Source organism: Stenotrophomonas sp. 115C5 (assembly GCF_056861055.1).
In genome coordinates, this window is the sequence record NZ_JBSPUQ010000011.1 from 113778 (window position 1) to 132689 (window position 18912).

General features: G+C 66.1%; 15 protein-coding genes and 1 pseudogene. 6 read left to right on the forward strand and 10 right to left on the reverse strand.

The annotated features are described in order from the left end of the window. The first annotated feature begins 40 nt into the window (after positions 1-40). Positions 41-937, forward strand: a pseudogene (locus AC13FN_RS14120) (siderophore-interacting protein). A 77-nt stretch (positions 938-1014) separates the two neighbouring features. Then, on the forward strand, positions 1015-1407 hold the full coding sequence (locus tag AC13FN_RS14125; RefSeq protein ID WP_089236443.1) for a hypothetical protein: 393 nt from the start codon (positions 1015-1017) through the stop codon (positions 1405-1407). A gap of 121 nt (positions 1408-1528) precedes the next feature. On the opposite strand, the gene AC13FN_RS14130 is transcribed toward AC13FN_RS14125, so the two are convergent. The 4 genes from AC13FN_RS14130 to AC13FN_RS14145 all read right to left on the reverse strand — a co-directional run bounded on the left by AC13FN_RS14130 (position 1529) and on the right by AC13FN_RS14145 (position 8315). Then, positions 1529-3496: a M2 family metallopeptidase gene (locus tag AC13FN_RS14130; RefSeq protein WP_482984938.1), complete on the reverse strand. Its 1968-nt coding sequence runs from the start codon at positions 3494-3496 to the stop codon at positions 1529-1531. A gap of 578 nt (positions 3497-4074) precedes the next feature. After that, positions 4075-5724 carry a phosphoethanolamine transferase gene (locus tag AC13FN_RS14135; RefSeq protein ID WP_482984937.1) on the reverse strand — a complete coding sequence of 550 codons (1650 nt, stop codon included), beginning with the start codon at positions 5722-5724 and terminating at the stop codon, positions 4075-4077. Further along, positions 5721-6473, reverse strand: a complete 753-nt coding sequence (locus AC13FN_RS14140) for a phosphatase PAP2 family protein (protein WP_043399050.1) — start codon at positions 6471-6473, stop codon at positions 5721-5723. Before AC13FN_RS14140 ends, AC13FN_RS14135 begins: the two co-directional genes overlap by 4 nt. A gap of 111 nt (positions 6474-6584) precedes the next feature. Continuing rightward, positions 6585-8315: an ArnT family glycosyltransferase gene (locus AC13FN_RS14145; RefSeq protein WP_219625789.1), complete on the reverse strand. Its 1731-nt coding sequence runs from the start codon at positions 8313-8315 to the stop codon at positions 6585-6587. A gap of 103 nt (positions 8316-8418) precedes the next feature. On the opposite strand from AC13FN_RS14145, the gene AC13FN_RS14150 reads away from it, so the two are divergent. Continuing rightward, positions 8419-9132 carry a response regulator transcription factor gene (locus tag AC13FN_RS14150; RefSeq protein ID WP_049435290.1) on the forward strand — a complete coding sequence of 238 codons (714 nt, stop codon included), beginning with the start codon at positions 8419-8421 and terminating at the stop codon, positions 9130-9132. Next, on the forward strand, positions 9119-10405 hold the full coding sequence (locus AC13FN_RS14155; RefSeq protein WP_049435291.1) for a sensor histidine kinase: 1287 nt from the start codon (positions 9119-9121) through the stop codon (positions 10403-10405). The genes AC13FN_RS14150 and AC13FN_RS14155 overlap by 14 nt, the downstream gene beginning before the upstream one ends. 86 nt (positions 10406-10491) lie before the next feature. Here AC13FN_RS14155 and AC13FN_RS14160 read toward each other — a convergent pair whose 3' ends face one another. After that, positions 10492-10881 carry a VOC family protein gene (locus AC13FN_RS14160; RefSeq protein WP_010482807.1) on the reverse strand — a complete coding sequence of 130 codons (390 nt, stop codon included), beginning with the start codon at positions 10879-10881 and terminating at the stop codon, positions 10492-10494. A gap of 135 nt (positions 10882-11016) precedes the next feature. Here AC13FN_RS14160 and AC13FN_RS14165 point away from each other — a divergent pair, with 135 nt between their 5' ends. Beyond that, positions 11017-12267 (forward strand): DUF819 family protein, encoded by a 1251-nt coding sequence (locus tag AC13FN_RS14165; RefSeq protein WP_191863929.1) that lies wholly within the window; start codon positions 11017-11019, stop codon positions 12265-12267. 542 nt (positions 12268-12809) lie between these two features. Here the strand turns inward: AC13FN_RS14165 and AC13FN_RS14170 are convergent. Together AC13FN_RS14170 and AC13FN_RS14175 are read right to left on the reverse strand one after the other, a co-directional pair. Continuing rightward, a complete protein-coding gene (locus tag AC13FN_RS14170; protein WP_005410613.1) occupies positions 12810-13034 on the reverse strand; it encodes a YbdD/YjiX family protein in 225 nt (74 codons plus the stop codon). Further along, positions 13034-15115: a carbon starvation CstA family protein gene (locus AC13FN_RS14175; protein ID WP_447385267.1), complete on the reverse strand. Its 2082-nt coding sequence runs from the start codon at positions 15113-15115 to the stop codon at positions 13034-13036. Before AC13FN_RS14175 ends, AC13FN_RS14170 begins: the two co-directional genes overlap by 1 nt. Before the next feature lie 215 nt (positions 15116-15330). Here AC13FN_RS14175 and AC13FN_RS14180 point away from each other — a divergent pair, with 215 nt between their 5' ends. Further along, a complete protein-coding gene (locus tag AC13FN_RS14180) occupies positions 15331-16182 on the forward strand; it encodes a pirin family protein (protein WP_049435296.1) in 852 nt (283 codons plus the stop codon). A gap of 128 nt (positions 16183-16310) precedes the next feature. Here AC13FN_RS14180 and AC13FN_RS14185 read toward each other — a convergent pair whose 3' ends face one another. The 3 genes from AC13FN_RS14185 to AC13FN_RS14195 form a co-directional block, all read right to left on the reverse strand. After that, on the reverse strand, positions 16311-16769 hold the full coding sequence (locus AC13FN_RS14185) for a hypothetical protein (RefSeq protein WP_010482811.1): 459 nt from the start codon (positions 16767-16769) through the stop codon (positions 16311-16313). 197 nt (positions 16770-16966) lie between these two features. After that, positions 16967-17686 (reverse strand): aquaporin Z, encoded by a 720-nt coding sequence (aqpZ, locus tag AC13FN_RS14190; protein WP_019338641.1) that lies wholly within the window; start codon positions 17684-17686, stop codon positions 16967-16969. A gap of 121 nt (positions 17687-17807) precedes the next feature. Further along, positions 17808-18671: a pirin family protein gene (locus tag AC13FN_RS14195; RefSeq protein WP_029550874.1), complete on the reverse strand. Its 864-nt coding sequence runs from the start codon at positions 18669-18671 to the stop codon at positions 17808-17810. Positions 18672-18912 lie beyond the last annotated feature (241 nt).

Consider the following 18912-nt stretch of genomic DNA (forward strand, 5'->3'; position numbering starts at 1 on the left):
CGACAGCCAGCCATCCCGATGTCGTCGCATGAGGTATCCCATGGCTGCGCAGCAGACCTACCGCCTGTTCGAGGTGGCGCTGAAGGAGCGCCGCGTTCTTTCTCCTTCCCTGGACCGCATGGTGTTCACCGGCGCCGACGTGGCGCGCATGAAGACCGAAGGCCCGGACCAACGCATCAAGGTGTTCTTCCCCTTGCCCGGCCAGGACGCGCCGGACGTGCCCAGCGGCGAAGACTGGTACGCCCGTTACCGCGCACTGCCCGATGACGCGCGGCCGCCGATGCGCACTTTTACCCTCCGCCAACTGCGCGCCGGCGACTGCGAGGTCGACGTCGACTTCGTGCTGCATGGCGAGACCGGACCGGCCTCGCGCTGGGCCACGCACGCACGGCCGGGCGACCGCGTGGTGCTGCTGGCCCCCGACGCTGACTGTGCGGACAGCAGCGAGGGCTGGGAATGGAAGCCGCCAGCCGGGGTGGGTCAGGTGCTGCTGGTGGCCGATGAGACGGCATTGCCGGCAGTGGCCGGCATCCTCGAGGAACTGGCCGGGCTGGCCGATCCGCCGCGCACGCTGGCCCTGCTGGAGATCGCCCAAGCGGGGGATGCGGTGCCATTGAAGGCACCGGCCACGGCCGAACTGGTGTGGTTGCCACGCGGGCAACAGGCCCATGGGCAGCAGTTGCTGCAGGCCGTGCAGGCGCGGCTGGCGGCAGCCCCGGCCGTGGCCGAGGGCGCCGAACTGGACGACATCGACGTCGATGCGCAGATCCTGTGGGAGCAAGCTGACGCCAGCGCAGACGGCGCGATGTATGCCTAGGTGGCGGGCGAGGCCGGCGCGGTGATGGCGATCCGCCGGTATCTGGTGAAGGACTGCGGCCTGGATCGCCGCGCGATCACCTTCATGGGCTACTGGCGGCAGGGGCGGGTGCTGGACTGAGCCGACGCCGTACCGGTGTGAACCAGCACGCAGGGGGCGTGGGTTATCCTTGCGCCCCCGCAATGCAAGCCCCACCGATGTCGACCTCTTCCAAATCCCGCCGCGACCAGCGCCGTCGCCAGGAACAGCAGGCTGCCAACAAGGCCGCCGCCACCGCCTCGCCCGTCGAGCCGCACGCCGAACTGCGCGACACCCAGCGCACGCTGCTGGCCGGCGTCGTCCGTCGCGATGGCGAATGGGTGCTGGGCATGGATGGCCGCATCGCCGGCCAGAGCGAAAGTGCGGCCCAGGTGCTGGCGCTGATCATGCAGGCCGGTGAACTGCACGAACGGCAGGGCACGCCGGTGCGCTTGATCTATTCGGATGCGCTGCGCGATGCGGCGCAGGCCGAAGCCAACGAGAAGGGTCAGACCTTCGAGGAATTCAAGGCCGCGCTGGCCGCACAGCTGGCGGCGAAGAAGAGCAACTGATCGTCATCGCGGTAGCGCCGGGCCATGCCCGGCGAGCGCAGCGGTGTGATGAAAAGCCGCCGGGCATGGCCCGGCGCTACCGGATCAAAAGGGGCGGATCCTCGCGGACCCGCCCCTTCTTTCATTTCGCTGCTGCCGGTGCCGCGCTGGCCTGCCAGCCGCACATCTGGCCTTCGTTCTGCTGCTTCAACCAGGCATTGACCGGGCTGAAGTACTCGATCATCGGGCCGGCATCGAGCTTGTCCGAGCCGGTCAGTTCCTTCAGCGTGGCCTGCCACGGCTGGCTGGCACCCTTGCTCAGCATCGCCCAGTACTTCTGCCCCGCTTCCTTGTTGCCGTAGAAGGTGCACTCGTGCAGCGGGCCCTTGAAGCCGGCGGCATCGCACAGGCCCTTGTAGAACTGGAACTGCAGGATGCGCGCCAGGAAGTAGCGGGTGTACGGGGTGTTGCCCGGCACGTGGTACTTGGCACCCGGGTCGAAGAATTCCTCGCCACGGGTGGTGGCCGGTGCCACGCCCTGGTACTTGGCCTTCAGGTCCCACCAGGCCTTGTTGTAGTTGTCCGCGGTGATCGAACCATCGAACACGCCCCAGCGCCAGCGGTCGATCATCAGCCCGAACGGCAGGAACGACACGCCCGACAGCGCCATGCGCATCTGGTTGTTGATGACTGCCTCGCGGCTCTCGGTCGGCGCGTCGACCAGCCCGATCGAACTGAGGTACTTCGGCGTCATCGCCAGCACGATGGTGTCGCCGATCGCTTCATGGAAGCCATCGTTGGCACCGCCCTGGAACAGCGGCGGCAGCGGGTTGTAGGCCAGGTCGTAATAGATGTGGCCCAGCTCGTGGTAGATGGTGGTGAAGTTCTCTTCGTTGGGCTTGATGCACATCTTGGTGCGCACGTCGCCTTCCATGTTCATGTCCCAGGCACTGGCGTGGCAGACCACGTCGCGGTCATCGGGCTTGATGAACTGGGTCTTGTCCCAGTACGACTGCGGCAACGACGGCATACCCAGCGACACGTAGAAGTCCTGCGCACGCTCGGTCATCTGCTTGGCGGTGCGCAGTTCGGCTTCGCGCTGCGCCTTGTACTGCGCGGCCACGTTCGCATCCTTGCCAGCCTTGGCCAGCGCCGCACTCAGGTTGGTCTGGTACTGCTTTTCCAGCGCCGCGGTGATGTCCAGGCTGCCGGCGCCCGGGTACGGTTCCAGCTGGTCCCACAGGTTGGACCAGTCCTGCTGCCACATGTTGCCCATCAGGTGCGCGGCGATCAGGCCGTTGCCCACCTCGGCCTTGTCCTTGCCATAGGTCTTGTCCAGCTTGCCGCGCGCATAGCAGTGCAGCTGCTCGTACATCGGCTTGACCTGTTCCCACAGGCGATCGGTTTCCGGGCCGATCTGCTCCGGCGGCATGTCATAGCCACTGCGCCACATCTGCCCGGCATCGGTGAAGCCCATGTCCTTGGCACCTTCATTCACCAGGCCGACGAACTTCTGGTAGTCACCACGCATGCTCTTGGTGGTGCTGTGCCAGCCCTGCCAGGCATCGAGCTGCTGGTCGTAGTCGCGGCTGCGCGCCAGCACCTGCTCCAGCTCGCCCAGCTGGCGGCAGGAGTTCGGATCGTTGGCGTCGGTGCAGTACTTGCCTGCGCCGTAGCTGCCTTCCATGCGGGTGGCGATCTGGGTCAGTTCGGCCAGCTTGGCCGGATCGCGCGGCGCCGGCATCGAGGACATCAGCTTCAGCAGATGGATCGCGCGCTTGCTGTCCTCGCTCATCGGCTTGCCATCGAACTTGGCGGCCTGCTCGATCCAGCTGTTGAGCTGGGTCAGCGAGCGCTCGTTGGCCTTGGCCGCGATGCGTTCGGAATCACTGTTGATGTAGGTGGAGGACAGCCACTGCGCCGAGGTCATCTCCGGGTAGGCGGCCTTGAATTCGGCATTGATGCGGGCCACGAACTGGTCGGCGGTTTCGCCGGCCGGGGCGCTGCTGCTGGCGGTATCGGTGCCTGGGGTGGGTTCCTTCTTGCAGGCGGCCAGGGCCAGCGTGGCGGCGGCGACTGCCGCGGCCAGCAGGAGATGACGGTGTTTCACGGGCGGTCCTTGGGTGGTGAACGACGGCCGAAGGCTAGTGGGCAGTGGCTGCCACCGCAAGTGGCGGAAGTCGGCCGGGCGGCGCCCGGCACCTGCAGAGGCCTTCGAGCAACGGCAAAGCCGAAGCAACAGCAACAGCGGACTATCCGTGGTTTGGCGGGGCGGGTCCGGTTGCGGGGGACGCCGTAAATCCGTCCATGGAGGCTCGGTCGCGCCATCCATGGCGCTCACGCCCCCGCAACCGGACCCACCCCGCCTTCGACAGATTTCCGCGACCTGTCATTGATCCACGCCATGCGTGGATGCTTTTCGAATTCAATTCGACTATTCGATTCCGATGGAAATTCATCCACGCATGGCGTGGATCTACCAGATCGGGACAATCTGTCAGAGGTGGGGCGGTGTCGGAGTGCGGGGTGTCAGCCGCATGGATGCGGCTGCCAAGCCTACATGGACGTACTTGCGGCGTCCCCGCATTCCGACACCGCCCCGCCAAACCACGAATCGCCTGCTTCTGCTGTTGCCGTTGCTTGTGCAGTGGCCTCGGCGGGTGCAGGGCGCAGCCCTGCCGACAAACCCTAACTCTCGCAGTTGGCGAACAGGTCGCGGTCGCGCTCGTACAGCGAGGTCTTCACCTGCATCAGGCCCAGCACCGACGGGAACAGGTTGTCATGGTCGGTGTACGCCGCCGAACGCTTGCGCACGCACTGCAGGTCCAGCCCGCGGCTGCTGGCGAAGCCCGGCGAAAACCACATCGTCATCGGCACGCGGGTCTGCTCGGCCGGGGCGATCGCGTACGGCACGCCATGCAGGAACAGGCCCTTCTCGCCCAGCGACTCGCCGTGGTCGGACAGGTAGATCATGGCCGTGTCGTAGTCCTGCATGCCCTGCAGCGTGCCGATGGTCTTGCTCAGGAAATGATCGGTGTACAGCACGGCGTTGTCGTAGCTGTTGGTGATCTCCTCGCGTGAGCAGCGGCCGATGTCACGGGTGTCGCAGGTTGGCTTGAAGCGCGCAAATGCGGCCGGGTAACGCTCAAAGTACGCCGGGCCATGGTTGCCCAGCTGGTGCAGCACCACCACGCGGTCGCCGGGCTTGGCGCGCACCTGGGTGGCCAGGTCCTGCAGCAGGATCTCGTCCATGCAGCGGCCGTCCGCGCACAGGCCCGGGGTGGTCGCATCGGACAGCGACTGGAACTCCAGGCCTTCGCACACGCCCTTGCAGCCGGACTGGTTGTCACGCCACAACGGTGCGATGCCGGCACGGTTCAGCACATGCAGCAGCGACTGGTGTGCACGGATCTTCTTCTCGTCGTACTCGTGGCGTCCCCACGGCGAGAACAGGCACGGCAGCGACACTTCGGTGCTGGTGCCGCAGGAGTGCATGTCGGGGAAGTTGATCACCGGTGCCTGGGCCAGTTCCGGGGTGGTGTTGCGGCCACCGTTGAGGCCCCAGTTCTGCGCGCGCACGGTTTCGCCCATGACGATCACCAGCAGGCGCGGCTTGCTGGCAGGTGCACGTGGGGTGGCCTTGGCATCGGTACCGATCGGCAGCTTCGGCGCGCGCTGCACCGGGTTGTCGCCACGCAGTGCGCGCGGCATGCCCAGCAGCACGTTGGCCGGGGTGGCGAGGTAACGCACTTCGCGCTGGTTGCGCATCAGTGCCGAGACATCCTGGAACGAGATCAATGCGCCGCCTACCGCGGTCACTGCCGCCACCACCAGGAAGCCGACGCGCCAGAGCAGGCTGCGGCTCCAGCTGCGGCGGCGCAGCTCCACGCGCCACAGCACGATCATCGGCAACACCGCCAGCAACAGCACCGGCCACACCAGCGACACGGTCATCAGCTCGCGGCTTTCCTTGGGATCGGTCGCCAGCACGTTGCGCAGCATGTCCGCATCCAGGTAGATGTGGTAACGGCTCATGTAGTGCGCAGCGAATGCAGTCACCAGCAGCAGCAGGCTGATCACCACCTTGGCGTTCCAGCGCCAGACCAGGATGCCCAGCAGCACGCCGTGCGCACCCAGCAGCAACAGCAGCAGCGACAGTGCGTAGCGCAGGCTGCCCGGATGGCTGGCCATCGCGCTGTGCCAGAACAGGCCGTTGCCGGCCACCGCAAAGAACAGGCTGGTCAGTGCAATCAGTGCTTCGGTGGACAGCTGCGGCCGCCAACGGCGAAGGTTCGCCAACGCGGGAAGGCGGGCGGGGCGTTGGACCGATGCACTCATGCGTTTGCCTCCTGGCGGTGGGGACGGTCCAGCTGACGGCGGATCAGGACATACAGGCCGAGCGAAAGCAGCCAACATATCAACGCAGTGGCAACGTCATGCGAAAGGAAATGTGCGCCCCGCAGCTGCTGGCTGATGCCGAACACCAGGCCAGCGCCGAGGCCGATCCACAGCCCCGCCCAGCGCCACGACGGGCGCCACAGCAGGGCGAAATAGTACAGACAGAGCCACGCATAGCCGGCGCTGGCATGCCCGGCCGGGAAGCAGGCCTGCGGCGCCATGCCGGCCGGGCGCAGGGTGAAAAGACCGATGAAAGGCTGGTGGCCGCCGTAGCGCAGCAGGTCCCAGGGGCATTCCATCGGCACCAGCGACTTCAGAAGGGAGATCACGCCCGTGCCCAGAGCCATGGCAATTACGACATAAAGCAGCGCCCACCGCAGGGTGCGATCGCGACCCTTTCGCCAGTGGTGGAAGCACAGCAGGATCGCCACGAGCGCAGCAGCCGTGCTCAGCCATTTGCCGGCCTTGTGCACCACCGTGCGGGTGATCCAGGCGTCCTGCAGCGCCCAGTGGCCACCCTCCAGACGGAACAGATGATCGGCCACCCATTGGTCGCCGCCGAAACCCATCAGCAGCGTAAACAACGGCAGACCGATTGCGACAGGCAGCCAGAGGTGAGTTACGGCAAATCGTGACGCCAGTGGCGATGTAGCAAGCGGCGCTACCGCATCAAGGGGACGGACGGGCATGCTGGGAAAGGGCGGTTCGGGAATCCGCGGTCATGCTCGTCACCTGGATGTCGGAGAAGGGTCGGACGCTCGTTCGTGCCGGGTTAATGTTTGCCCGGCGCGTGCCAACGTTCAGTCTTCTTCGGCGGTCGATCCTGTCCGCTCGGCGTGGCACTCCGGGTTCCATGCGGTACCGGGAAGCAATTGCCAACGATTCCTGTTGGCAACACCGATATCGATCACTTTGCTCGGATCCACGCACGGGCTCATCGCATCATCCAGCACCAGCAGCCAGCGCTTGTCCGGTGCTTCGGCCAGCCACGGGCCGGCATCGTGCCATTGCTCGGCCCAAGGGCGCTTGAAGCCGAATTCGCGCACCGGCCGGTCGGCCTGCAGCAGGTTCTGCTCGCGCCAGGCCACCAGCGCCAGTTCGGCGTCGGGACCGATCCGCGCACCCACCCGGCGCATCAGTGCGGATGCCGAGGCGAAGGGGTCCAGTGCAGGCATCAGCACCAGGCCATAGAGCATCCACAGCATGCCGTGGGTCAGCAGCACCAGCGTCGCGGCACGACGTACCCGCAGCCACACGATCAGCGTGGCCAGGGCAATGGCGAAGGTCAGCAGGCCATCGCCCAGCACCGGCAGCAACGTATCGGGCATGGCGCGGCGTTCCAGTTGCGCCAACGCCCACGGGTGCTCGGTCATCAGCATCACGCCGAGTACGCCGGTGGCCAGCATCAGCACCACGCTGTAGCCGAACAGGTAGCGGCGCACGCACAGGCGGCGCAACAGGCCGGGCAGCAGCGGCGCCACGGCCAGTGCCATTGCTGGCAGCATCGGCAACAGGTACACCTCACGCTTGCCTGGGCTGGCGCTGAAGAACACCAGCACCAGCACCGCCCAGCCCAGCAGCAGCCACTGGCGGCGGTCGCCTCGGCGGATACGGCGCCACCAGGGCTTGAACAGCATCGGCAGCAGCAGGCTGCCCGGCAGCCATAGGGTCAGGATCACCTGCAGGTAGTACCAGGCGGGCTGCCGGTGGTGCCAGGCATTGGCGTAACGGGTACCGGTCTGCTTGAACAACAGCTCATGCGCGTAGGCCTGCAGTTCGGCCGTGGGCGTGTGCAGCAGGGCCCAGCCCAGCGGCGCCAGCCACACCCCGACACCTAGCAGGAAGGCCGGGATCAGCCACAGCAGCGTTGCCGGGTGCGGACCCTCCACGCGATACCCGCGACGGCGCTGGTACAGCCACCAGCCGAACCAGGGCAGCACCATCAGCAACGGCAGGAAGCCCACGCCCTTGGTCACGGTACCCACGCCGGCGGCAAAGCCGGCCAGCCACAGGGCGGGCAGATTGCGGCGTTCGCACAGGTGGCGCATCAGGCCCCACAGGGCCACGGTGGTCATGCCCACCAGCACCATGTCGATCTGCGCGCGCTTGGCCATCAGCCCGAACTGCAGGGTGCAGAACAGCGCCGCGAGGGCATAGATGGAATGCCGCGGTGACCACAGCCGCCGTGCCAGATCCGACACCAGCCACAGACTCAGCAGGGCGCCCAGCAATGACGGCAGCAGGAACGACCACTGCCAGCTGCCGACCACCTCGTAAGCGGCCGCCTGCAGCCACATGAACACCGGTGGTTTCTCGGCATACAGCTCGCTGCCACGATGCGGCAGCAGCCATTGCCCGCTCTCGACCATGGTTCGCGCGGCCAGCACGAAACGCGGTTCGTCCGGCGGCTGCGGCTGCCGAAGGCCGATGCCCGCTGCCAATGCAGCAATGATCAGCAGCCACAACAGGGGCAGGCGCCAACGGCGGGGCAGGGCTACGGGCACGGCAGGCTCCGGGAGCAAAACGGCCATTCTGAGGTGGCGGGGGTGGGAAAAGCGTCAGAAGGGGGCGGGACGACCGCATTCCGACATGGGCGGCGCTACCATGGTACGAACTTCCGTGGATGTTTCGTGCATGCGTCTGTTGGTGATCGAGGACAACCGCCAGCTGGTGGCCAACCTGTTCGACTATTTCGAGTCGCGCGGGCATGTGCTGGACGTGGCCCCGGATGGCATCACCGGCCTGCACCTGGCCGGGAGCCATCCCTACGACGCGGTGATCCTGGACTGGATGCTGCCGCGCATGGAGGGGCCGGAAGTGCTGCGCCGGCTGCGCGCCGAGCACGCGTCCGAGGTGCCGGTGATCATGTTGACCGCGCGTGATGAACTGCCGGACAAGATCGCCGGCTTCCGCGCCGGTGCCGACGACTACCTGACCAAGCCGTTCGCGCTGCCCGAGCTGGAGGTGCGGCTGGAAGCGCTGCTGCTGCGTGCGCAGGGCCGCAACCCGCGCAAGCGCCTGCAGGTGGGCGACCTGGTGCTGGATCTGGCGACGCTGGAGGCCCAGCGTGAGGGCCAGGTGCTGCACCTGTACCCGGCCTGCCGGAAGCTGCTGGAAGTGCTGATGCGGGCCAGCCCGGGTGCGGTGACACGACAGCAGCTGGAGTTCGCCCTGTGGGGCGACGAGCCGCCGGATGGCGACCTGCTGCGCTCGCATGTCTACGAGTTGCGTCGTAGCGTTGACGGCCCGTTTGCCGAGAAGCTGATCCACACCCTGCCGCGGGTGGGTTATCGGCTGGCCGTGACCACCGGCAGCGACGCTGGCAAGGATACTGATGAAGGCGCGTAAGCCCGGGCCGCTGTACCGGCGCGTGCTGTGGTGGTTGCTGGGCTACCTGGCGCTGCTTTCGCTGGCGGTGTTCAGCGTCGGCAATTACGTGCATGAGCATGCCGAGCACGCTGCCTGGCGCGCGCTGCTCAATTCCGAACTGGACAGCATCGTCGAACATGTCGAGCACGAGCCGCATTACCGCTGGCAGGATTCGGACACGCTCAGCCTCTACCGCTTCGATGCGGTCAACCTGCCCGACAGCCTGCGTACACTGCATCCCGGGCTGCATGACGGGGTGATGGTGAAGGGCCGCGAGACGGCGGTGATGGTGCGCGAGACCGAATCGATGGGGCGGGTCGCGCTGGCGCTGGATATCTCCGACTTCCACGATCTGGAGCAGTTCGCCACGCGCTGGGTGATGCTGGCGGGCGTGATCATGATCTTCGTCACCGTGCTGATGGCGTCCTTCGGCATGGAGCGGATGGTGCGACCGTTGAGCCTGCTGGCGCAGCGCATCGCCGATCTGCGGCCCGGTGCGCAGGGGCAGCGCATAGAGGTCGACCCGCGTGGCAGCTCCGAGCTGCACACGATTGCCGGTGCACTGAACGATTACCTGGACCGCAACGAACAGTTCGTCGAACGCGAGCGGGTGTTCATCAGCACCGCCAGCCATGAACTGCGCACGCCGATCGCGGTGATGACCGGTGCCGCCGAACTGGCGCTGGAGCAACCGGGCCTGCCCGAGCGTGCGCGCCAGCAGATGCAGCGGGTACTGCGCACCGCGCAGAGCGTGGAGCAGTTGATCGAACTGCTGCTGGTGCTGGCGCGTGATCCGGCACGACTGGCGGCGCGTGCCGAGCGCATCGCGCTGGACCAGCTGCTGCCGGAGATCGTCGACGACCATCGCCATCTGTTGGGCGACAAGGACCTGAGCATCGGCATCCAGGCTGCGCCGGTGGACATCGTCGCGCCGCTGGCGGTGGTGCAGGCGGCGATCGGCAACCTGCTGCGCAACGCCATCGAGAACAGTGGCCGTGGCCACATCGAATTGCGGCTGAGTTCGTCGGCGGTGTTGACCCTGCAGGACCCCGGACATGGCATGAGCCCGGAGGAGATCGCGGCCATCCACGCGCGGATGGCCCGTGGCGAGCGCGCCGATCGTGGTGGCGGCATCGGCCTGGACCTGATCGCGCGGCTCTGCGAGCACCTGGGCTGGACCCTGCAGCTGCAGCCGTGCGAGCCGCGTGGCACGCGTGTCACGCTCGATTTCAGTGCCTCGCGACCGGGCTGATCCGGCCGTCCTGGTAGATGCCAACCCTGGTTGGCATGCTGCCCGTCGACCAAGGTCGACGCCTACCCACGCGATGGCTGTCCGCGTCAACGCCCGTTCGGCCGCGCCACGTGCTGGTCGATCAGGATCACGTTGCCGTCGGGATCGGCCAGCTGCAGGTAGCCGGTCCCCTGGCCATCGGGATCGGTGCGGACTGCCAGCGCGATGCCCCTGGCATCCAGCTCCGCCTGCAGCTCGCGCACATCCTGGAAGTGGGTCAGTTCCTGCTTGTGCTGGTCCCAGCCGGGGTTGAAGGTCAGCAGGTTGCCCTCGAACATGCCCTGGAACAGGCCGATCACGGTGCCGTTGCTGCGCAGCACCAGCCAGTTCTGTGCTGGATCGCCGCCGGTGACCGAGAAGCCCAGGGCTTCGTAGAAGGCACGGGAGGCCGCGAGATCCTTCACCGAGAGACTGACCGAAAAGGCGCCAAGCTGCATGAGTAGGCTCCCTGAGGGGGTGGAGGTGTGGTCGGCACTGCAGCATGACCCGGCGTGAAGACAATGTTAATCTCGACCTGCGCCGCTTTATGCGGCGCTTTTTTTTCTCCGCTCTTTCGATCGACAGAGGATCCCATGCCGACCGAACCCGCTACTGCCCTGATCAGCAACGACATCGTTGGACTGGGCCTGATTGCCGCTACCCTGGCCCTGATCTTCTGGGCCGCCAGTGGCCCGACCCCGCTGCTGAAGAAGATCTTCGCCTGGGTGCCGGCGCTGCTGCTGTGCTACTTCATCCCCGCCATCTACAACACCGCCGGTGTCATCGATGGCCACAACACCTCGCTGTACAACCCGGTCGCGCGTGACGTGCTGCTGCCGGCTGCGCTGGTGCTGCTGACCCTGTCGATCGACCTGAAAGGGGTCATCAAGCTCGGCCCGAAACTGCTGATCGTGTTCTGCGCCGGCACTGCCGGCATCATGCTGGGCGCCATCGTCTCGTTCCAGCTGATGAAGCTGATCCACCCGGAAACCGTGGCCGGTGATACCTGGGCCGGCATGGCCGCATTGGCCGGCAGCTGGATCGGCGGCGGCGCCAACATGGTCGCCATGCGCGAAGTATTCGGCACCGATGCCACCACCTTCGGCCAGTTCGCCGTGGTCGACGTGGCCTGCGCCAGCCTGTGGATGGCGATCCTGTTGTTCCTGGCCAACCGCGCACAGCAGATCGACACCCGCAACGGCGCCGATACCCGTGCCATCGACGAGATGAAGGCGCGCATCAGTGCCTACGAGGCGCAGAACGCGCGCATTCCCAGCATGACCGACCTGATGGTGATCGTTGGCGTGGCACTGGGCGGCGTTGGTCTGGCGCATGCGATCGCCGCGCCGCTGTCCGGCTGGTTCAAGGCCAACGTCAGCTGGGCCAGCCAGTTCAGCCTGGACAGCCAGTTCGTGTGGGTGATCCTGCTGTCCACCGCGATGGGCCTGGGCCTGAGCTTCACCCGTGCGCGCAGGCTGGAAGCGGCCGGTGCGTCGCGGCTGGGCACGGTGTTCCTGTACTTCCTCATTGCCTGCATCGGCATGCAGATGAACCTGCTGTCGCTGCTGGATCGGCCGTGGCTGTTCCTGCTGGGTGCGATCTGGATGGCCACGCATGTACTGGTGCTGTGGGTCGTGGCCAAGCTGCTGCGCGCGCCGTTGTTCTTCTTCGCCATCGGTTCGCAGGGCAACATCGGTGCGGCGGCTTCGGCCCCCGTGGTGGCGGCGGCGTTCCATCCGACGCTGGCCCCGGTGGGCGTGCTGCTGGGCACGGTCGGTTATGCAACCGGCACCGGACTGGCCTATGTCACTGGCCTGATCCTGAAGTGGATGGCGACCGGCTGAGGAGGCCAGCCGGGCGGCGCCCGGCACCCGCAGTAGTGCCGGCCGCTGGCCGGCAACCTCAACATCAAAAGCCAGAGCGGCATTCCGTGTGATGACGGGGTGGGTCCGGTTGAGGGGGACGGCGTGAATACGTCCATGTAGCCTCGGTCGCGCCATCCATGGCGCTCACACCCTCTCAACCGGACCCACCCCGCCTCCGACAGTTTTCCGCGATCTGCTGGATCCACGCCATGCGTGAATCAATTCCATCGGTATCCATGAACAAAGAAGGGGGCGGCTCCGTTTTCCAACGAAAACGAATCCGACCCCAGATGTTTCGCACCGTCCCCGGAAATCTGTCAAAGGCGGGGCGGGGTGGGCTTGCAGGACCGTTGGCGCCATGGATGGCGCCATCGAGCCCCCAGGGACGGGTTTACGGCGTGTCCTGCAAACCCACACCGCCCCGCCAAGCCCACAGAAAGCCATAGCCGACGCTCCAGCAGTTGCAGTTGCAGTTGCTCCGGCCTCTGCGGGCGCCGGGCTGCAAGCCCGGCACCCAAACCTCAACAGCAGCGACCGCCGTTGCGACCGCCGTAGCGCGCTTCCTGACGTTCTCGGAAGAACGTCTTGTAGTCCATCGGCTCCTGGTCCGGATGCTTTTCCAGCATGTGCCGGACGTAGTTGTCGTAGTCAGGAATGCCACAGCACAGCCGTGCGGTCTGCACCAGGCGCCGCCAGATGCGGCGGTGCGCCTGGTACTGGCCAGCGGGAACCAGTTGCGTGCTCATCACAGATCCACCATTTCATGCGGCTTCAGCGCCACGTACGGGGTCTCGCGGTCAGTGCGCTGCGGATTGCGGCGTGCCGCCAGGATGGTCTTGATCGAATACACCAGCACTGCGCCCACCACCAGCAGGAACAGCGCGGTCAGGCCGGTGTTGACGTAGGCGTTGACCACGATCTGCTTCATCTGCGCCACTGACTTGGCCGGTGCGGTGATCGTGTCGCTGGCGAGCGCGGCCTGGAACTTGTGTGCCTGTGCCAGGAAGCCCTGCGCCGGGTTGCTGTCGAAGATCTTGATGAAGCCGGCGTAGGTGGTGCAGATCAGCAGCCAGATGGCCGGCACCGCTGTCACCCACGCATAGCGGTCACGCTTCATCTTGAACAGCACCACGGTGCCCAGCATCAGCGCGATACCGGCCAGCATCTGGTTGGAGATGCCGAACAGCGGCCACAGTGTCTGGATGCCGCCGAACGGATCGACCACGCCGGTGTAGAGCAGGTAGCCCCACAGCGCCACGCAGCCGGCGGTACCGATGATGTTGGCGGTCCACGACTCGGTCTTCTTCAGCGCCGGCACGAAGTTGCCCAGCAGGTCCTGCAGCATGAAGCGGCCTGCGCGGGTACCCGCGTCCACCGCGGTCAGGATGAACAGTGCTTCGAACAGGATCGCGAAGTGGTACCAGAACGCCATCATCGCGTCGCTGCCACTGGGAATCGCTTCGTGCAGGATCTGCGCGATGCCCACCGCCAATGTCGGTGCGCCGCCTGCGCGATGCAGGATGGTCGGTTCACCGATGGCCGCCGCAGTCGCGGTCAGCTGTTCGGGCGTGATGGTGAAGCCCCAGGTGTTGGTGATGTAGTGCGCCGCCGATGCTGCGTCGGCACCGATCACTGCGGCCGGGCTGTTCATCGCGAAGTAGATGCCCGGATCGATGATCGACGCTGCAACCAGTGCCATCACCGCCACGAACGATTCCATCAGCATGCCGCCGTAGCCGATGTAGCGCATGTGCGCTTCATTGGCCAGCAGCTTCGGCGTGGTGCCCGAGGAAATCAGTGCGTGGAAGCCGGACACCGCACCGCAGGCGATGGTGATGAACAGGAACGGGAACATGCCGCCCTTCCACACCGGACCATCACCGCTGGCGGCGAACTGGGTCAGCGCCGGCATCTTCAGTTCCGGCATCACCACCAGGATGCCGATGGCCAGTGCGATGATGGTGCCGATCTTGAGGAAGGTCGACAGGTAGTCGCGCGGGGCCAGCAGCAGCCACACCGGCAGCACCGAGGCGACGAAGCCGTAGCCGATCAGCATCCAGGTGATCTGGGTGCCGGTGAAGGTGAACGCAGGGCCCCACACCGGATCGGCGGCGACCTTGCCGCCGTACCAGATCGCGGCCAGCAGCAGGATCAGGCCGACCACCGAGATCTCGCCGATCTTGCCGGGGCGGATGTAGCGCATGTACACGCCCATCAGGATCGCGATGGGCATCGTCGCGATCACCGTGAACATGCCCCACGGGCTTTCAGCCAGCGCCTTGACCACCACCATCGCCAGCACCGCCAGGATGATGATCATGATCAGGAACGCGCCGAACAGCGCGATCGTTCCGGGCACCTGGCCCATCTCTTCTCTTACCAGGTCGCCCAGCGAACGGCCGTTGCGGCGGCTGGACAGGAACAGCACCACGAAGTCCTGTACTGCACCGGCCAGCACCACGCCCACCACCAGCCACAGCAGGCCGGGCAGGTAACCCATCTGCGCGGCCAGCACCGGGCCGACCAGGGGACCGGCACCGGCAATGGCAGCGAAATGGTGGCCGAACAGCACGTGCTTGTTGGTCGGCACGTAGTCCAGGCCATCGTTGTTGATCACCGCCGGGGTGGCCCGGGTCGGATCCAGCTGCATCACCTTGTTGGCGATGAACAGGCTGTAGAAGCGGTAGGCCACCAGGTACAGCGAAACCGCGGCGACGACGATCCACAGCGCATTGATGTGTTCGCCGCGGCGCAGGGCCACGGTGCCCAGACAGAAGGCGCCGAGCAGGGCGAGGGCCGCCCAGCCAATTTTGGAAAACCCTTTCATGAGGTGCTCTCTCCCGGAAAGACAGTCAAAGAGTCCCGCGTGCCCTCGACAGGGTCAATTGGCACAGGACGAATCGGCGGTAGTACTTTGGTCGTACGTTTGTTGTGCTGACGTGCAGCGAACATCAGGGATGGAACAATCGGTTGCGTCGCCGTCCATTGGCGTGCGGCCGTGTGGCGTCCATCTTCAGTGGCATCCATCCAACAGGAGTCGCCATGAGCTTTCCCGAACCGGTCCGCGTGCTGCGGACCATCCGTGGCATGCCCACCTCCGACGGTGCTGGCGTGCGCCTGACCCGCGTCATCGGTGGCCCCACGCTGCCCGACCTGGATCCGTTCCTGCTGCTCGATGAGTTCGGTACCGATCGTGCCGAGGACTACATCGCCGGGTTTCCGGAGCATCCGCACCGCGGCTTCGAAACCGTCACCTACATGCTCGACGGGCGCATGCGGCATCGTGACAATCACGGCAACGAAGGCCTGCTGACCCCGGGCAGCGTGCAGTGGATGACCGCTGGCCGTGGCCTGGTGCATTCGGAGATGCCCGAGCAGGAGAGCGGGCAGATGCGCGGGTTCCAGCTGTGGGTGAACCTGCCGGCGAAGGAGAAGATGACCGACCCGAAGTACCAGGAATTCGCGCCCGAGCGCATTCCCGTGGTGCACCCGGAGCCGGGCGTGGAGGTAAAGGTGATTGCCGGCAGCGTGGACGGCACCGATGGCCCGATCGTGCAGCCGGCCACCGATCCGCTGTACCTGGACATCACGCTGGCCCCGGATCGCGCCTGGACCTATGCGTTGCCGGAAGGGCACAACGCCTTTGCATACGTGTTCGAAGGTGGCGTGACCGTGGGTGAGCAGGACGCCGCGCGTGACGTGGCACGCCAGGAGCTGGCGGTGCTGGGCGGCGGTGAGCAGCTGCACCTTTCGGCCGGCAGCGAAGGTGCACGGTTGATCCTGGTTGCGGGCCGTCCGCTGCGCGAACCGGTGATGCGCCACGGGCCGTTCGTGATGAACACACGGCAGGAACTGATGCAGGCCTTCGTTGATTTCCAGGAAGGCAAGTTCTGAGGGAGTGCCGGCCGCTGGCCGGCAACCTCTTCTGATCGGGATCGAAGCGTTTGCCGGCCAGCGGCCGGCACTACCGTCGGATCGGGTCGCATTGCGGGGATGCTGCCAGGCAGTCATCCCCGTCACCTTCAGCGCCCCGCGGCCACGGCCGACGGGGTCAGGCTCATGCCCTGCGCCAGCTGCTGCAGCGAGCCCAGTTCCTGGGCGCTGTCCGGATACAGTGAAATCTGCGCGTAACGCCCTTTGTCGAGCTTGACCACACTGATGCGGCGCTCGGCATAGCCGGGCGGCTGCTGGCCTCCCAGATCGGGCTGGTACCAGTACAGCGACTCACCGCCGAAGCTGCCCTTTTCCTGGCGCAGCGAGCGGTTCAATGGAAGGTTGGGATCGCGCGCACTGAGCATCAGGCTCAGTACCTCGCGGCCGTCCCCGGTGCTGGCGCGGCAGACCAGAAAATCGGCCTGTGCCTGCTGTTGCCACTGCAGGCCGCTGCTGGCCGGCAATGAAGGACATTCGGTGGGAGCCTGCGCAGCGGCCTGGGCCGCAGCGAACAGCAGGCTCGACAACACTACAGGCGCGAACTTCATGCATCCCCCAAGGTGGTCTGTCGTGTGGCTCCGCCAGATGGGCTGGCGGCCATGGCATCCCATCCCCGGATGCCGCCCCGGCCGGCATGTGCACGGACGGTCAACTCAACCTTAACGGAACGTGAGCGATCGCACAAATCGCGGTTACAAGCGTAACCATTGCGGCCGAAGGTCGGCCGCAATGGTCCGCACAGGCCTCAGCGGTCGTTGCCGATCCACTTGTAGATGATGCCGCCGATCGCGCCGCCCAGCAGCGGAGCGACCCAGAACAGCCACAACTGGCTGACCGCGCCGCTGCCGGCGAAGAAGGCCACCGCCGTGGAGCGGGCCGGGTTCACCGAGGTGTTGGTGACCGGAATGCTGATCAGATGGATCAGGGTCAGCGACAGGCCGATCGCCAGCGGCGCGAAACCGGCCGGTGCCTTGCCGTGGGTGGCGCCCATGATCACGATCAGGAACACCGCGGTCAGCACCACTTCGCACAGGAAGGCGGCCGCAACGCTGTAGCCGCCGGGCGACAGCGCGCCATAACCATTGCTGGCGAACGCACCGGCTTGGCTGCCGTCGATGGCGAAGCCACTGGCGCCGGAGGCGATCTGCAGCAGGATGAAGCCGGCCAGCAGGCCGCCGGCGACCTGGGCGATGATGTAGGGCACCAGGTCCTTGGTCGGGAAGCGGCCGCCAGCCCACAGCCCGACGCTGACTGCCGGGTTGAAGTGCGCGCCGGAGATGTGGCCGAACGCATAGGCGCCGGTCACCACGGTCAGGCCGAAGGCGAGCGCCACGCCGAGGAAACCGATACCCAGCGGATTGCCGTCACCACCGAACTTGGCGGCCAGCACCGCGCTGCCACAGCCACCCAGAACCAGCCAGAACGTGCCGAGGAACTCGGCGGACAAGCGTTTACCCATGCTCATGTGTTGCACTCCTTTGACGAAAGAAAGTGTGATTTATGTCACATTTCAGTGATCAGCGGGTGACTGTAGTGTCAACGCCGGGTGCAGGGATACACCTTCGGATGTGTGCAACACGCGATGTTCAGTACTGCGGCAGCGGGATGAACTCCTTGTCGTCGCCCGGGATGGTGCCGAAGCGACCGGCCTCCCAGTCGTGCTTGGCCTGCTCGATGCGCTCCTTCGAGCTGGACACGAAGTTCCACCACAGGTGACGCGGGCCATCCAGCGGCTCGCCGCCGAACAGCATCGCCTTCACCGGCGTCTTCGCGCGCAGGCGACCTATCGCACCGGCTTCGGGGATCACCAGGTGCTGGGCGGGGATGTCCACGCCGTCCAATTGTGCGTCGCCTTCGAGGATGTACAACGCGCGCTCGCGGTGGCCATTGTCGATATCGATTTCCGCATCCGGGTCGAGGTCGATTGCTACGTTGAGGGTGTCGGCGAACACCTTCACCGGCGATTCCTCGCCATAGGCGCGCCCGGCGATCACCCGCAGCCAGGCACCATTGCGGCGCTGCTCGGGGAGGGTGGCCGCGGCATGGTGGTAGAAGGCCGGTTCGATTTCCTCATGCGACTTCGGCAACGCCACCCAGGTCTGCATGCCGTGGATCGGGTTGTCATGGTCGCGGTCCGGTTGCGGCGTGCGCTCGGAATGGGCGATGCCGCGGCCGGCGGTCATCCAGTTGACGTCACCGGGACGGATCACCTGGTCCGACCCCAGCGTGTCGCGGTGGCCGATCGCGCCCGACCACAGGTAGGTCACGGTGGCCAGGCCGATATGCGGATGCGGGCGCACATCGATGGCGGTGCCGGGGTGCATGAGCGCCGGGCCCATCTGGTCGACGAACACGAACGAGCCGATGCTGCGCGCCTGCAGGGTGGGGACGGCGCGACGGACTTCGAGGCCGCCGATGTCGTGCACGCGCGGGGCGATGATGGTGGTCATGCGGGCGTTCTCGCTGGCAGGGATCAGGTGGTCAGCATCGCATGCAGCTGTGACGGGCACATGCCCCGTATGGGTAACAGGTTGTTCCAGCCAACGGCGCAGCCCCTCGTGGCTGGCTGGTTGGTCGCTGAAGGCAAAAGCAGAAGTCGCGCTTGGCCGGGCGGGTGGGTGGCGCAGGGGGCGCTGCAAGTACGTCCATGTAAGCTCGATCGCCGCATCCATGCGGCTCACGCCCCTGCGC